Below are 14,297 nucleotides of genomic sequence, written 5' to 3'. Positions count from 1 at the left end.
GGGATGCGCGCCGACGCCTTCTTTGCAACCCTGGATCGGTTACCCGTCGCTTCGCTCGATGCAATTCTCGACCGTGGCGGCCTGGTCGTCGTCGCGCCGCACCCCGACGACGAGAGTCTCGGATGCGGTGGCTTGATCACGCTGGCCTCGGCGGCCAACCGCCCTGTCCGGCTGGTGGTGCTGAGCGACGGCTGCGGCTCCCACACACACTCCCTCCTTTATCCGCCGGAGCGCCTTCGGGCTCTCCGCGAGGTCGAGACCCTGGCGGCGGTAGCCGAATTGGGCCTCGCCTCCGATGCTGTGCGCTTCCTGCGCTTGCCGGACGCCGGGGTACCGAGCAAAGGCCCGCAAGCCGAAGCCGCCGCTGGATCGATCGTCGAGGCGGCTCACGCCTGCGGAGCCGGCGCGGTCTGCGTGACCTGGGGCCGTGATCCCCACTGCGATCACCAGGCGGCCGCCGCGATCGTCGCCTTGGCCCGCCCCCGGCTCGTCGGAGTTCGCATCTTCGCGTATCCAGTATGGGGCCACACCCTGCCGGCAGAGGCTGATGTCGGGGCCCCACCAAGGGGAGTGCGTCTCGACGTGACCGGAGCGATCGAGGCGAAGCGGCAGGCCGTTGCGGCGCACGCCTCACAGACCACGGCGCTCATCGCCGACGATCCGGGCGGCTTCCGTCTGGAACCCGCTATGATCGACAGACTCTGCGGACCCTACGAACCCTTCATCGCGATGTCCGCATGAGCCGACATCCGACTTCGCTATCTCCCGAGTACTTCTCCGGAATGTATGCCGACGATCCAGACCCGTGGCGCTTCGCCACGAGCGGCTACGAGCACGAGAAGTACGCGGCGACGCTCGCAAGCCTGCCGCGTGACCGATACGCATCCGTGCTGGAGGTCGGCTGCTCGATCGGCGTGTTGACGCGACAGCTGGCAAATCGATGCGAGAAGCTCACGGCGCTAGATGTTGTGCCGTCCGTCCTAGAGAGCGCAAGGAGGATGTGCGCCAGTCTCGATCACATACGCTTCCAGCTCGCCACAGTGCCCAGCGAGTGGCCGGACGATCGCTTCGATCTCATCCTGCTGTCGGAGGTCGTCTACTACCTCGACCGTGCCGATCTCGCCCTGCTGGTAGCCCGCGTCGAGGGTTCGCTGCTCCCAGGCGGCGACGTCGTGCTGGTCCATTATCTCGGCGAGACCGACTACCCGCTCACCGGAGACGAGGCCGCCGACGGCTTCATCGAGACAGCGTCCGCCTTCGCCACGCTCGAAGACCAATCGCGCAAGGATGGCTATCGCATCGATGTGCTCCGAAGAACCGGCGTGGAAGCGGCGCGCCCATGACCGCCGTCAGCGTCGTGACGATCAACAAAGGGCGCCGCGCGCACCTTCTTCGGCTTCTGGAAGGACTCTCACGGGGTTCAGGACCGGCCGAATGCATCGTCGTCGAGATGGGCGGTGACGCGGCTCCTTTGCCCGGCACCGGCTTTGCCTTGCGTCGGATCGACCTGCAGACCGAAGGACTGCCGCTTGCTGCCGCACGCAACGCGGGACGCGCCGCAGCTTCCGGTGACATGCTCGTCTTCCTCGACGTCGACTGCATCCCGTCAGCCGATCTCGTTGCCGGCTTCAGTGAAGCCGCGACCAAGAAGGATGGACTCGTCTGCTGCGAGGTCCGCTACCTACCGGCGGGCGCGGTTGCCAACGGATGGACGGCGGAACACCTCGACCAGCTCGGTCGTCCGCATCCGGTGCGTCGGTTTCCGAAGCGCGGCGTCGTTCCGGCAGAGAAACCGGGGCTGTTCTGGTCGCTCGCCTTTGCGGTCCGCTCAGCAACCTTCGATCGTCTCGGTGGCTTCGACGATGGGTTCGATGGCTACGGGGCCGAGGATACCGACTTCGCCTTCAGGGCAAAGGCAAACGGCGTACCCGTGCTTTTCGCCGGTGGGCCGCGCGCATGGCATCAGCACCATCCATCCTGCGATCCGCCGCTCCAGCACTTTTCGGACATCATCCGGAGCGCTCGCCGCTTCCAGGCACGTCACGGCATCTGGCCGATGGAGGGTTGGCTCGAAGCGTTCGCCGAACGCGGCCTGATCGCCTGGGACCGACAGGACATCCTCTCAATCCTGCGCTCGCCGACCTCGGACGAGATCGCGGCGGCCCGGCTGCCTCCGGAGCGGGCATTCTGAAGCGGGCTTCGTTTCAAGCGCTGGGTCGGCCCCGTCCTGGATCTCGTGAGCCATGGTCTCGACCTCCGCGATGGTCCGTACCAACGCATCCGGGTCGGCAAGACTGGCGATCCGCGAAGCGTCCAATGCCATCCCCTGGCGGACGAGATCCGGCCAGGCCGCGGCACTCGGCCAGCCGTGATGAATGATTGCCGCGCCGAGGCTCGCCAAAGCGTCGGCCTTGGTGGTTTGTTCGCCGTAGGGGCGCGGCTCGGGCAGGCAGATGAACCGTTTGGACGCCGCGACGACGGCCGCGACGACGCCGTCACCGGCTCCTCCGACGACGAGCGATGCCTGTGACAGATGCGCGTCGACATCCTCGACCCAGCCGTGAAGGTGCAGGTTTGACGGCAGCGGCGTGCCGTCATCCGTGCCTTCGACGGGTCCTAGGACATGCCACGTCCGATCGGGAATGGCCCGCGAAGCAGCGGCGAGATCCCTGATGCAGCCACCGCGGCCGCCCTGTCCGAACACGACGACGATGCGGCCGTCTTCCGCGCCCTTCGTGACCGGGGACGACCCGAGAAAGCCTGAGAAGAAGGACTTGGCGCGGACCCACTCCGGCACGTCGGCGGCATCGAGGGCGGCGGGATAGGGTACGATCAGGCGGGTCGCCGCGCGAAACGCCCCGAGATGAGGCGCGTCTGTCCGGGAACCGGCAAGACGCACAACCACGGTCGGCACGGACAAGAGACGGCACAGCAGAGTGACCTCGACCGAGACGTCGACGATCACCAAAACCGGATCGGCCTTCGCGATCCAGGCCGCGATCCTCGCCATGCGCTCGCGTATGCCGGGATGGTTGAGCGGTGCGTAATGCAGAGCCTCCGGACGTTCGGCCTCTCCGTCATCGCCGTCGAAGCCGACGATACGATCGTCCGGCAGGTCAACGAGTGGAACGCGCGCCTCTTTCGTATCCCGTTCGTTGAAGGTGCCGAGCAGGGTGACGGGTCTGCGCAGGGCGGTCGCGATCCGACAGGCGCGCTGCCAATGCCCGGCTCCATGGTGGTGGACGTAGATGCCGATCGGACGGGTCATGGCGCCCCCTCTCCAAGCATCCTATCGAAGCTGGCCAACGCCGCATCGAGATCCTGCAGCGGTGGCTCGGCGGTTCGGGCTTCGAGCCGCCGGCTGGTGCGCTCGACGAAGGCAATGGCGTTCGCGCAGGAACCGGGAGAGATGGCGGCGTGATCCTCGTCGCCCAATTCGAACCGCCGGGCGACCTCCGACCAACCGGGCGCAGTCGCAGCCGCTGGCCAGTACCGCCGGAGGGCAGCGCGGCGCAAAACGAGCCCGTGCCAATGTTCTGTAGCGGGGAGCAGATAGGCATCTTCACAGCTCGCCGCGAGGCGACGTCGCGCCATCTCCGGTGCCATGCCGCCCTTGGCCCGGCCTTCCGCCCGGTCGGAGACTCGAACGAAGACGTCGGGGCAATGTCGCAGGCGGCCCCCTTGCTCCTGCACGCGAGCAACCAGCGCGTTGTCCTCGCCCCGGTCGAGCAGCGGCAGGCCCCCGACGCCTCGATAGAGGTCGGCCCGCAGGGCGAGGCTCGCTCCGGTATGATCGCCGTGGCGCGGCGCAGGGTCGTGTGCCGGCGGATCGAGCTGCTCTTCGAGGGCGCGCACCGCCTGCCAGTAGCGCTCGATCCTGTCGTTCAACCGAGCGACAGCCGGGTCTGGCTCGCGCTCGTAGGCGATGACCAGTCGACCACCGACGATCTCGGCGGCGGCCAGCGCCCTTAGATTGGCGGCGACCCAGGTCAGAGGTAGCCACGCGTCGGCATCCGTCGTCAGCAGAACACCGTCCTCACATCCGTCCGCGTCGAGCCACTCTGCGCCGGTGTTGAGGGCGAGGCGGCGCGCGGTGCCGACATGGGCTGCCTGCGAGGCGAAGGTGGTCTCGATCAAACGCACCTCCAGGGAGGCCGTCTCGTTGCCGGCGATCATCGTCTCGACGGCCTGGACCGTCCCATCGCTGCAATTGTTGGCCACGACCACGACGCGCAGACGGTCCGCCTCCGAATAGCACTCCTGTGCGGCGAGCGACCGGATCAGACGGGGAAGCCGCTCGACTTCGTCACGCGCCGGCACGCAAACCACCGCCGGCTCGTTGCGATGGGCCATCCTTCAGACCGTTGCCGCGTCGAGTGCTTCGCCGGGGTCTGCGGCTCCGCGATCCGAGGCGGCGAGGACGGTACGGTAGAGCGCTTCGTAGGCGTCGATCATGGTCCCGGCGTCGAAATGTGCCTCACCGTAGGCTCGGCAGGAGTATCGGTCGAGCCGGCGCGCCTCGCGGATGGCGCGAGCGAGATCCTCGACGTCGTCGGCGTGGGCGCAGCGTCCGCAGGAGGGCGTCACGAGATCCGGCAGAGCGCCTCGAGCAAAAGCTGCCACTGGCGTGCCGCAAGCGACAGCCTCGGCAACGACAAGGCCGAACGGCTCCTCCCAGCGCGGCGTTACCAGTGCGATGCAGGCCCGACCGAGATAACGGGCCAACTCGTCATGCGGGAGGTGGCCGAGGTCGGTCAGGTCTGGGCCGAGCCGCGGCGCGATCTCGGCCGCCCAGTAGGCGACGTCAGTGCGCGGGCCGGCGAAGACCAGGGGAAGCCCCTCGAGACGGGCGGCATCGATCGCCAGATGCAGACCCTTTTCCGGCACGATCCGACCGCTCCAGAAGGCGTAGGATGGCCGAGCGGCCTCCACCTCGAAGCGAAAGGTCGACAGGTCGATGCCGTTTCCGATGACGTAGGCATCGGACACATGTGGCTGCCAACTCGCCGCCAGGGTCTGCGAGACAACGGCATAGGTCATGTCTGCGCCGGCCGCCTCAACGCCAGCGACGAGCGATGGGAAAGGGGGGGTATGAAGCACCGTGAGCATCGGTATGCCGAGATGCCGGACCGCGCGGAATGGGAGGTCGTGCAGGCTATTGTTGTGCACAAGGTCGAAGTCGCCCGTACCGACGGCCTCCAGGATATTCGAGTAGGTGGCGAACTCGATGGCATCGACTTCGAGAGCACGGACGGGGTCGTCGAAGGCTTCGCCGGTCGGAGCGCAAACGGTCCAGGGCTCGAGCGCTGCGTCCGACCCCTGCGACGCGAAAAGAGCCACGTCGTGGCCACGTTCTCGGAGACCTCGAACCAGCAGATGCGTCTGCATCTCCAGGCCGCCAGCGAAGGGCTGCGCGATCGGATATTTGAGATGAGCGAGAAGTGCGATCTTCACGAAAGGTCTTCACCGGCGCGATGGCATGGGACGGTCGCAACTTCCGCGTATCGCGTCGCAAACCTATGTTTTCGAATCTCTCTCCAACTCGCGCGAGAACTGCGGCCGATGGCGCGGGTTCCTCATCGCTTGTGGAAAGTCGATCGCCGCAACGGGCCTGCGGAACAGCCAACACGGCATGAGCGAGACGATGGGATCGGGTTGGTTCGACACTCCGCAGCGCTACGGCCGCATCAGCCGCGCTTTCCATTGGTGCATGGCAGCGTTCTTCGGCTGGCAGTTCGCGGGTGCGCTGCTGTTCGTCAGTATCGGCGACAAGGCGATCACGCGCCTTGTCGGGGGAAGCCATTTCACGATGGGCTTCATGCTATTCGTTCTGGTCCTGCTCCGTTGCGTCTGGGGCTTGCTGAACCTCCGGAGAAGGCCCGCGCATCCCGGACGCCTCGGCCGCGCAGCGGTGGCTGGTCACGTCCTTCTCTACGCTCTGATGGTCGTCGTGCCTTCCCTCGCAATGCTGAGGCAGTACGGGTCGGGGAAGGGATTTTCGCTTTTCGGCGTCGAGCTGATGGCAGCCCGAGACTACAAGATCGAGTGGATGATGGTGCCGGGCGATCTCCTGCACTACTGGCTCGGCTTCCTCCTCCTCGCGAGCATTCTCGGCCACGTGACCATGTCGGTCGTTCACCGACGTTCGAGACATGACGACGTCTTTGAACGAATGATCTGAACGAGCCGGTCCGAGATCGGGTTCTCTGTTCGGAGCAGCATCGGCCGGCAGGATGAGGAGCGCGGCATGACGGACGACCTGGATCCGAAGCGTCGGCTCGAACTGGCCGTGGAAGGTGCGAACGTGCGGGCATCGGGACGATCGAAGGACGCCTGCCCGTATCCGTTGGAGTCTCGTGAGAGAGTAGCCTGGATGGAAGGGTTCGACGGAGAACCGGTCGATCAGGGCCCGGACCTGCCGATCGATCAGAGCTGAGCTCTTCATTACGAATGCGGTCGTCATTGGCGCATCTGGCGGGATCGGTCGGGCCCTTACCCAAGCCATCGCGGACTCAGACGCCTATGAAACGGTCTTCGCGTTGTCGCGCTCGGACATATCGTTGCCGGCGCCGATACGCTTTACGACCATCGACGTCACCAACGAGACATCCGTTACCGCTGCTACCCAGGTCACCGCAGCGGCAGGCCAGATAGGGCTCGTCGTAGTCGCGAGCGGGATCCTCCATGGACCCGACATAAAGCCCGAGAAGGCGATCCGAGTGTTGGATCCGGCTGCGATGGCCTCCGTCTTCGCGGTGAACACCATCGGACCCGCGCTCGTGGCCAAGCACTTCGTGCCACTGATGCCGCGATCTGGCCGGAGCGTCTTCGCCGCCTTGTCGGCGCGGGTCGGCTCCATCGACGACAACCGCCTGGGCGGCTGGTACGCGTACCGAGCTTCCAAGGCAGCCCTGAACCAGATCCTCCGCACGCTGGCCATCGAGGCCTCTCGAACACACCCGGAGACGGTCGTCGTCGGGCTCCATCCAGGGACGGTCAGGACCGCGCTGTCGCAACCCTTCCGACCGGATGAAAACGCCCCGGGTGTATTCGCGCCCGAGGAGTGCGCAATGCATTTGATGGATGTGCTGGAAGGGCTCAAAGTCAGCGATAGCGGTAAGATATTCGCCTGGGACGGTCAGCCCGTACCGCCGTGATGCGAACGTATTGCCGTGTCTGCTTTTCGGCCCGCGCACCCGAAAGCGGCCTGTCAGCTCTCGGCCAGCTTTAGTCGGCCGCTCCGCGCCCATCCCGGTCGTTTCATTCTTCCGGAAGACTGACCCGAAGCAGACATCAAACGCGGCAGGAAGCAAGACGGGAAGCGCCTTTCAGAAGCCTTGCGAGAGATCGGCGTCCGGCCTGTCTTGTTTGCTTGACGCAACGGCCTCCGCTCGAGGAGCCTTGGACCGAGGACCAGACTTGGCTCCGCATGTCGTGGCCCGCATAATGTCTTGACCTTCGCGTTCCGCCGCCTGGCGCTTGCTTCGCCGCTGCTTCGTGCGTCAGCCGATGCGCTTGGTGACCATCACCCCACCCGCGCCGGCGAGCAGGCTCGCGGCCGCGATGATGACGACGGCAACCGCGTAAGCCTCGTGGAGCGCAGGGCCTCGTGCGGCGAAGATGCCGCCCATCAAACCCGTCGCCACCAGCCCCCCGGCTCGTGCGACGGCGCTGTTGAAACCGGATGCGGACCCGCTGTGCCGGTCGTCGACCGAACCAAGCACCGCGGTCGTCAGAGGGGCGACCGCGCACGCCATGCCGAACGCGGCGACGACGAGCCCCGGCAGGACGCTCGACCAGTAGCTGGTGGCGTCGCCTACCCGCAGGAGGAGGAGAAATCCCGCTCCGACGATGATCGGGCCGGCGATGAGGAGCGGACGAGGCCCGAGCCGTCCCGCGAGACCGCCCAGCGCGGGAGATCCCAGGGCGATGATGAGCGGCAGGGGCAGCAATGCCGCACCGGCGGCCGTGCTCGAATAGCCGCATGCCTCGATCAATACGAACGGAAGCAGGACGAGTATCCCTCCAAGCGCGCCGTAGAGAAGGAACGTCAGCAGCGTCAGTCCGGCGAAAGACCGTGTTCCGAACAGGGCGAGCGGCATCATGGCCTGATCGCCGAGGCGCTTCTCCCAGATGAGGAAGCCGATAAGGAGCGCGGCTCCGGCAACGAGCAGCGCGAGCGCCTGCAGCGTCAAACCCCGTTCCCCGGAGGCGTCGATGAGTCCCCATGTCATCGCTCCGAGGCCGAGCGTCGCGAGCAACGCCCCGCCGTAATCGAGGTGAGCATCGTCGACCGCCCGATCCTTCCTGACGTAGAGCAGGGCCAGCAGCACGGCACCCACGGCGAGCGGTATGTTGATGAGGAAGATCGCGCGCCAGCCGATCCAGTCGATCAGCCAGCCCCCGACGACCGGCCCGATGGCCGCCGTCGCGGCGCCCGCGGCAGACCAGATCCCGACGGCGCGACCGCGTGCTTCCCCGCTGAAGGTGTCGCTGAGGATGGCGAGGCTGTTCGGTAGGAGAAGAGCCGCTCCGATCCCTTGCGCCATTCTGGCCAGCACCAGGATCGACAGGTACGGGGCCAGCCCGCAGGCGACGGATGCAAGGGCGAAGAGCCCCACCCCGAGGAGCAGCGTCCGGCGTCGCCCGATTCGGTCGCCGAGGGCTCCGCCGAAGAGGAGAAGCGCCGTCAGCGGGAGGAGATATCCGTTGATCACCCACTGAAGCCCGGCCGATCCTCCTCCGAGGTCGCGAGCCAAGGCCACGAGCCCGACGTTGACGACCGATCCGTCCACGAGTGCCAAGCTCGATGCCAGGATGCATGTCGCCAGCGTCAGCGAAGGGTGCCGTGGAGCGCGGTCTATCCGCGCGTCCCTTCGCGCAACGCCAGCCGGACGGCCCGCCTCTGGGAGGCGCTTCATCGACATCAAGACCGTCCCGTGCGGCTCAACTCCGTGATGGCATCCCGAGATAGTCGAGCTTGCTGAGTGGAACCCCGACATGGCGAAGGATGTCGTAGGCGGTCGTGACGTGGAAGAAGAAATTCGGCAGCGCGAAGTGGAGCAGGTAGGCATCGCCCGGAAGCGTGGTCTTGGACGTTCCGCCCCCGAACGTGATCTGCCGGGTCTCGCTGCCCGCGAAGGCATCGAGGCTCACCGTCTCAAGGTACGCAATCGTCTTCGCGCACCTCTCCTGAAGGTCATCGAGCGTCGCTTCCTCGTCAGCGAAGGAAGGGCCGTCGACACCGGTCAGGCGGGCAGCGGCGAATTTCGCCGTGTCGCTCGCCCGCTGGATCTGTCCCGACAGAGGCAACATGTCCGGCGCGAGGCGGGCCGCCACGATGGTCGCGCGGTCGTGCCCGCCCGCATCGGCGTGGGCAGCTCCCTTTCCGAGCAACGTCGACAGGACGTCGAGCCCCCGCGTCAGCACGGGAATGGAGGCCTGGTACATCGAGAGGGGCATTGAGATGATCTCCGGTGATGGGAGCGCTCGCTCGCAACGGCCGACGCCTGTACTCCTGCGATCCGGCTAGGGCGAGAGAGCATCAGCGTGGATCGGGGGACGTCCGTCCTATCGTGCCCATGACGATCCCGGCCACGATGACGAGCGCGGAGACGATCAGTCCGGGATCCAGCCTTTCGCCTAGGATGGCAGCGGACAGTCCGATGCCAAGCAACGGGGTCGCCAGGAACCCAAGCGAGGCCGTCGTGGCGGATACCTGCCGGCTCACGACCATCATCGCCCAGAACCCGAGAGCCGTGCCGATCACGCCGTTGTAGGCGAGCGACAGCAGAACCCGACCGCTCATCCGAAAAGGATCCGGGGGCGCCCCATCGACGGTTGTCGCAAGCCCGACGAGCACCGTCGTGGCCAGCAGGCATTGCCAGGGCACGAGTTGGAGCGGCGTCGAAACCCAACGGTGGAGGCGGGTGTAGATGATGCTGACCGACCAGGAGAGGGAGGCCGCGAGCAGCAACCCCTGGCCGACAAGGGCCTGCCGGTCGCCCCAGTCCAGGCTCGCGGGGCCGAACAACGATAGTAATCCGGCGAGACCGACAAGGATGCCGACCGCCTGCCAGATCGAGACGCGCTCGCCGAGGAAGAGGAACGCGGCTGGCGTGACCCAGAGGGGCGTGGTGTAGCCCAGCACGACGGCGCGACCGGCGGGAACGAGTGCGAGACCGGCAGTCATCAGTGCCGCGAAGCCGGTCATGTGGAAGAGCGAGATCACCAGCAGCATGGACAGGTCGGCGCCGGACGGGCGCCGAAGCTGCCCGGCGACCAGCAACGCGGGGAAGAGCACCAGCGCGGCGAGCCCCGTTCGGATGGCGACCGCCCAGAGGGAACTGACCTCCTGCACCGCAACCTTCATCGCGATCCAGTTGAGGCTCCAGGCCGTCACGACGAAGGCGAAGAGACTGAGGGTCGTCAGCGTGGATGACGCGGCAGGCCGCCCGTCGATGGATGCGACGGGCGGCCTCGATGTCGTGGGCTGGCCCAGCGGTGGTTGGATGCTGGGGCCGGGTTTCGAGGAACGTGTCACGCGGAGGCCAACGCGCCCTGGTGGGCCACTCGGTTCGAGGCATTGATCTTCGCGGTCGCCAACTCAGCGAGGCCGAGCGCTACGAAGACGATGCCGGCACCCACCCAGCCCAGCGCGTGAGCGCCGACCGCGGGAATAGCGAGGGCGCCGATGACGCCGGCCGCGGTCACGCCGAGATACGTGCCGGAGGTGTTCAGGCCGAGCACGACCGGCGCCGACTGCGGTGCGACGACCACGAGACGGTGCTGCTGTGGGGCGAGCAGGCCCCAGGCGACGGCACCCCAGATTGCGACAGCGACGGCCGTCATCCCGAGGTTCGCGCTGGCGTAGGGCAACCAAGCCATGACCGCGATCAGGATCACCAAGCCGGCCAGGATCACCCGGCGGTTGCCGATCGCGTCGGCCAGGCGGCCGGTCACGAGGTTGGCGACCATGCCGCTGCCACCCCAGAGCACAAGCAGGGCGCTGATCACCAAGGTGTCGTTCCCGAGAACCCGGTCGAAGACGACAGCGAAGTAGGTGTACGTGATGAAGTGACCGGTCTGGTAGACCAGAGTGGTGAGCAGGGTCAGGGCGACCCGTGGGTCACGCACCGGTGCAATCCGCTTCGCCAGGCTGATCGCCGGCGGCAGCGGGATGTGGGACAGCAGCGCCCAGACGCCCAGGCCCGAGAAGGCCGCCAGGGCCGACACAAACACCATCGTCCAGCGCCAGTCGCCGAGGCCGCCGATGAGCGCGCCGGCCGGAGTTCCGAGGGCCGTCGAGGTGGTCAGTCCCGTAATCACGACCGCGAGCGCGAAGCCGCGCTTCTCCGGGGGCACCATGGTGGCAGCGGCACCGGTTGCGGTCGGAGCGAACATCGCCGCCCCGATACCGGCCAGGACTCGTGTTGCGAGTGCGAAGCCGAAGGTCGGTGCCAGGGCAGTGGCCAGGTTGGCGACCACGAAGGTCGCGAGGCTCGCGAGCAGCAGGGCCTTGCGGGGCACGTTCGCGGCGACCGCCGCGATGGTCGGGGCCATCAGGGCATAGGTGATAGCGTAGACCGTCGTGACCTGACCGGCCACGCCGATGGAAACGTCGAAGCTACGGGCGATCTCGGGGAGCACCCCGGCCATCACGAAGCTGTCGGTCCCGAGGGCAAACATCCCTAGGGCAAGTACGAGCAAACGCCGATCCATGGAGACCTCCTCTGGTAGCCGCGAGTTGACGAGGCGCCATCGCAGTTGCATGATGCAACTATGCGCATCAGTTTTATGATGCAACTGTTATTTTCTTGGTGGGTTCCCATGCAGCGCAAGAGCTTCTCCGGGATGAACTGCTCCATCGCCCGGGCGCTTGAGGAGGTCGGGGAGTGGTGGTCGTTGCTGATCGTGCGCGAGTGCACGCAGGGCGCCCGTCGGTTCGACGAGTTCCAGCGCGAGCTCGGCATCGCCCGGAACATCCTCACCGCCCGCCTCCAGCGGTTGACCGAGCTCGGGATCATCGAGCGCTTCGAGATCGAGGAGCGCGCGAACACTGACGGCTACCGGCTGACCCCGAAGGGTGAGGACCTCTACCCGGTCATCGTCGCCTTGATGCAGTGGGGCGACCGATGGCTGGCCGACGACTGCAAGCCCCGCACGGCGCTTGTCGAGGACGCTACGGGCGAGCCGGTCGAGCCCCTCGCCGTGCGCGCGAAGGGGGGGCGGCCCCTGTCCTTCCGCGAGGTCCGCTTCGCGCCCGGGCCGGGAGCCACGGCCACCACCCACGCGGTCATCGAGGACCGGAATAGGAAGGTCCTCGGCCACGCCTGAACGCGTGGCACGAGGGCGACAGGACCAGCGCCTAATGGATGAACAGCGAAACGTCTGCATCGTCGTCTATCCTGGCGTTGCCTCCTACGACGTGGCCGGCCCCGTGCAGGCCCTACGCGCGACCGGGCTTGGAACGTATGCCGTCACCCTCGCGTCGGTCTCGGGCGGCCTGGTGGAGAGCGATTGTCCCGGCGTCGCGTTCGGGAGCGTCCCGGCGGCATCGGTCGGCGACTTGATCGACACCCTGATCATCCCAGGCGGCAACGCCGCGCTCGAAGCGATCGAAGATCCGGCGCTGATCGAATGGGTCGCCACACTCGCCCGGCGCGCGACGCGGGTCGCGTGCGTCTGCACCGGCGCGTTCCTGGCGGCGAAGGCCGACCTCCTCGTAACCCGGCGCGCCGCCACGCACTGGCGCTTCTGCGACGAGCTGGAGCGGCGATTCCCGCACATCAAGGCGGATCGCGACCGGATCTGGATCAAGGACGGCCGCATCTGGACGTCGGCGGGCATCAGCGCCGGAGTCGACCTGACACTGGCGCTGATCGAGGAGGATCTCGGTATCGAGACGGCGCTCGAAGCGGCTCGGGAACTGGTGGTCTTCTTCAAGCGACCTGGGGGCCAAAGCCAGTTCAGCACGCTCCTGTCGGGCCAGATCGCCGACACGAAAGGCCCGGTGCGCAAGCTCCTCGCCTGGATCGCCGATAACCTCGCGGCGGACCTCCGCGCCGAGAGCCTGGCGGAGAGGGCCGGCATGAGCCTGAGGACGCTGACCCGCACCTGTGTCGCCGGCACGGGGATGGCTCCGGCGAAGCTCGTCGAGACCCTGCGGGTCCAGGCCGCACGCGAGGCGATCGAGAGGAGCGACACCAACCTAGAACGGATCGCCGGTCGTTACGGCTTCGGCGACCAACAACGGATGCGCCGGGCCTTCGTCCGTCACCTGAACGCCACCCCGAACGAGATCAGGAGCCGGTTCGGGCGAGCGTCGGTGGGCGGGGAATGCGCGAGCGGGACCGCCGATCATGGTCTCGCCCGGGCTCACGACGAGCCCCGGATCGCCGAACCGGCATCATAGGGCGATCGATCGTCCCGACGGAGACGAGCAGGTGCGCCGGCCTGCCTACCGCTACGGTTTGGCCGAAATTGAAGCCTGACTGACCTTTGGGCCGGACCACGCGGAGGCGACAAACGCCTGGAGGTCGCCGGAAGGCCGACGCTCGACGGGACGCCCGGACCGAACGCGATGTGCCTGCCGTCGTCAGGCGCTCAACCGCCCCGGCATCCCGTCCAGGCCAGCCTTCGCGATCCTCGCCAGCTTCTCGCGGGAAGCGCCGTCGCGAGCCTGGACCGCCAGGCCGCGCAGCAACGTGTTGAGGAACGCCGCGTGACCGTCCACGTCGACATCGGCAGGCACGTCGCCCTCCGAGATGCCCTTGCGGATGCGCTCGGCGAAATAGGTTTCCGTCCCCGCACGGATGTCCACCATCATCTCGCGCAGCGACGTCAGGCTCGACCCCTGATGGGTGCCGGACAGGGAGACCATGCAGCCGCGCGGCATGTCGGGGTTCGTGAACTGCGTCGCCACCGCCTCGAACAGGTTGGAGAAGGCGGTGCGCGCGGTCACGCCCTCCTGGAACAGGCTGTCGAAGATCCACTTCCTGGAACCCTCGACGAAGCACTCGGTCGCCTCACGGTACAGCCGCTCCTTGCTCCCGAACGCATTGTAGAAGCTCGACGGGCTGATGCTCATCTTGCCGATGAGGTCGTCGAAGGTCGTGCCTTCGTAGCCGTTCTCCCAAAACAGCGTCATCGCGTCCCGCAGGGCCGCCTGCCGGTCGAGCTTCGGGGGCCGACCGCGACCCCTTTTTTGTGGCTCCGACATTTTTCTAAGCCTTCGCTCCAAAAATGTGTTGACGAGGCCGTACGCTTCGCCATATGCATCTTTATAGGAGCTATCG

Annotated in this window: 16 protein-coding genes; 8 read left to right on the top strand and 8 right to left on the bottom strand. The window is 66.8% G+C overall.

Going from position 1 to position 14,297, the window contains the following annotated elements; genetic code table 11:
- Nucleotides 1–3: 3 nt before the first annotated feature.
- The 3 genes from HCU64_RS23095 to HCU64_RS23085 are packed head-to-tail and all read left to right on the top strand — an operon-like array spanning nucleotide 4 to nucleotide 2,191.
- Nucleotides 4–741: a PIG-L deacetylase family protein gene (locus HCU64_RS23095; protein WP_233386682.1), complete on the top strand. Its 738-nt coding sequence runs from the start codon at nucleotides 4–6 to the stop codon at nucleotides 739–741.
- Nucleotides 738–1,343, top strand: a complete 606-nt coding sequence (locus HCU64_RS23090; protein ID WP_233386681.1) for an SAM-dependent methyltransferase — start codon at nucleotides 738–740, stop codon at nucleotides 1,341–1,343. The genes HCU64_RS23095 and HCU64_RS23090 overlap by 4 nt, the downstream gene beginning before the upstream one ends.
- Nucleotides 1,340–2,191 carry a glycosyltransferase family 2 protein gene (locus HCU64_RS23085; RefSeq protein ID WP_233386680.1) on the top strand — a complete coding sequence of 284 codons (852 nt, stop codon included), beginning with the start codon at nucleotides 1,340–1,342 and terminating at the stop codon, nucleotides 2,189–2,191. The genes HCU64_RS23090 and HCU64_RS23085 overlap by 4 nt, the downstream gene beginning before the upstream one ends.
- Here the strand turns inward: HCU64_RS23085 and HCU64_RS23080 are convergent.
- Genes HCU64_RS23080 through HCU64_RS23070 form a run of 3 tightly spaced genes read right to left on the bottom strand, consistent with a single transcriptional unit; the run spans nucleotide 2,123 to nucleotide 5,454 of the window.
- Nucleotides 2,123–3,268 (bottom strand): glycosyltransferase, encoded by a 1,146-nt coding sequence (locus tag HCU64_RS23080; protein WP_233386678.1) that lies wholly within the window; start codon nucleotides 3,266–3,268, stop codon nucleotides 2,123–2,125. The two genes, HCU64_RS23085 and HCU64_RS23080, sit on opposite strands and share 69 nt — an antisense overlap.
- Nucleotides 3,265–4,353 (bottom strand): glycosyltransferase, encoded by a 1,089-nt coding sequence (locus tag HCU64_RS23075; protein WP_233386676.1) that lies wholly within the window; start codon nucleotides 4,351–4,353, stop codon nucleotides 3,265–3,267. The genes HCU64_RS23080 and HCU64_RS23075 overlap by 4 nt, the downstream gene beginning before the upstream one ends.
- A gap of 3 nt (nucleotides 4,354–4,356) precedes the next feature.
- Nucleotides 4,357–5,454, bottom strand: coding sequence for a glycosyltransferase family 4 protein (locus tag HCU64_RS23070; RefSeq protein WP_233386674.1), 1,098 nt, complete (start codon nucleotides 5,452–5,454; stop codon nucleotides 4,357–4,359).
- 178 nt (nucleotides 5,455–5,632) lie between these two features.
- Between HCU64_RS23070 and HCU64_RS23065 the strand changes: the two genes are divergently transcribed.
- From HCU64_RS23065 to HCU64_RS23055, 3 genes are all read left to right on the top strand, one after another.
- A complete protein-coding gene (locus HCU64_RS23065; RefSeq protein WP_233386673.1) occupies nucleotides 5,633–6,181 on the top strand; it encodes a cytochrome b in 549 nt (182 codons plus the stop codon).
- A 66-nt stretch (nucleotides 6,182–6,247) separates the two neighbouring features.
- The gene (locus HCU64_RS23060) at nucleotides 6,248–6,436 is read left to right on the top strand and encodes a ribosome modulation factor (RefSeq protein WP_233386672.1); all 189 of its coding nucleotides are present in this window, start codon (nucleotides 6,248–6,250) and stop codon (nucleotides 6,434–6,436) included.
- The gene (locus HCU64_RS23055) at nucleotides 6,402–7,157 is read left to right on the top strand and encodes an SDR family NAD(P)-dependent oxidoreductase (protein ID WP_325170018.1); all 756 of its coding nucleotides are present in this window, start codon (nucleotides 6,402–6,404) and stop codon (nucleotides 7,155–7,157) included. The genes HCU64_RS23060 and HCU64_RS23055 overlap by 35 nt, the downstream gene beginning before the upstream one ends.
- Before the next feature lie 345 nt (nucleotides 7,158–7,502).
- Here HCU64_RS23055 and HCU64_RS23050 read toward each other — a convergent pair whose 3' ends face one another.
- The 4 genes from HCU64_RS23050 to HCU64_RS23035 all read right to left on the bottom strand — a co-directional run bounded on the left by HCU64_RS23050 (nucleotide 7,503) and on the right by HCU64_RS23035 (nucleotide 11,721).
- Nucleotides 7,503–8,921, bottom strand: coding sequence for an MFS transporter (locus tag HCU64_RS23050; RefSeq protein WP_267922610.1), 1,419 nt, complete (start codon nucleotides 8,919–8,921; stop codon nucleotides 7,503–7,505).
- A 25-nt stretch (nucleotides 8,922–8,946) separates the two neighbouring features.
- Nucleotides 8,947–9,462 (bottom strand): DUF1993 domain-containing protein, encoded by a 516-nt coding sequence (locus HCU64_RS23045; protein WP_233386670.1) that lies wholly within the window; start codon nucleotides 9,460–9,462, stop codon nucleotides 8,947–8,949.
- 82 nt (nucleotides 9,463–9,544) lie between these two features.
- Nucleotides 9,545–10,543, bottom strand: coding sequence for a DMT family transporter (locus HCU64_RS23040; protein ID WP_233386669.1), 999 nt, complete (start codon nucleotides 10,541–10,543; stop codon nucleotides 9,545–9,547).
- Nucleotides 10,540–11,721, bottom strand: a complete 1,182-nt coding sequence (locus HCU64_RS23035) for an MFS transporter (protein ID WP_233386668.1) — start codon at nucleotides 11,719–11,721, stop codon at nucleotides 10,540–10,542. Before HCU64_RS23035 ends, HCU64_RS23040 begins: the two co-directional genes overlap by 4 nt.
- Before the next feature lie 108 nt (nucleotides 11,722–11,829).
- Between HCU64_RS23035 and HCU64_RS23030 the strand changes: the two genes are divergently transcribed.
- The gene (locus tag HCU64_RS23030) at nucleotides 11,830–12,336 is read left to right on the top strand and encodes a winged helix-turn-helix transcriptional regulator (RefSeq protein ID WP_233386666.1); all 507 of its coding nucleotides are present in this window, start codon (nucleotides 11,830–11,832) and stop codon (nucleotides 12,334–12,336) included.
- 34 nt (nucleotides 12,337–12,370) lie between these two features.
- The gene (locus HCU64_RS23025; protein WP_233386664.1) at nucleotides 12,371–13,414 is read left to right on the top strand and encodes a GlxA family transcriptional regulator; all 1,044 of its coding nucleotides are present in this window, start codon (nucleotides 12,371–12,373) and stop codon (nucleotides 13,412–13,414) included.
- Nucleotides 13,415–13,597: 183 nt separating this feature from the next.
- On the opposite strand, the gene HCU64_RS23020 is transcribed toward HCU64_RS23025, so the two are convergent.
- Entirely contained in the window at nucleotides 13,598–14,221 is a 624-nt protein-coding gene (locus HCU64_RS23020; protein ID WP_233386662.1) for a TetR/AcrR family transcriptional regulator, read from the bottom strand.
- Between the last annotated feature and the right edge of the window lie 76 nt (nucleotides 14,222–14,297).

Origin of the sequence: Methylobacterium sp. C25, assembly GCF_021352225.1 — a bacterium.
In the GTDB taxonomy this organism is placed as follows: Bacteria; Pseudomonadota; Alphaproteobacteria; order Rhizobiales; family Beijerinckiaceae; genus Methylobacterium.
The sequence above is the reverse complement of the archived record's forward strand: the minus strand, read 5'-3'. Positions and strand labels throughout refer to the sequence as shown.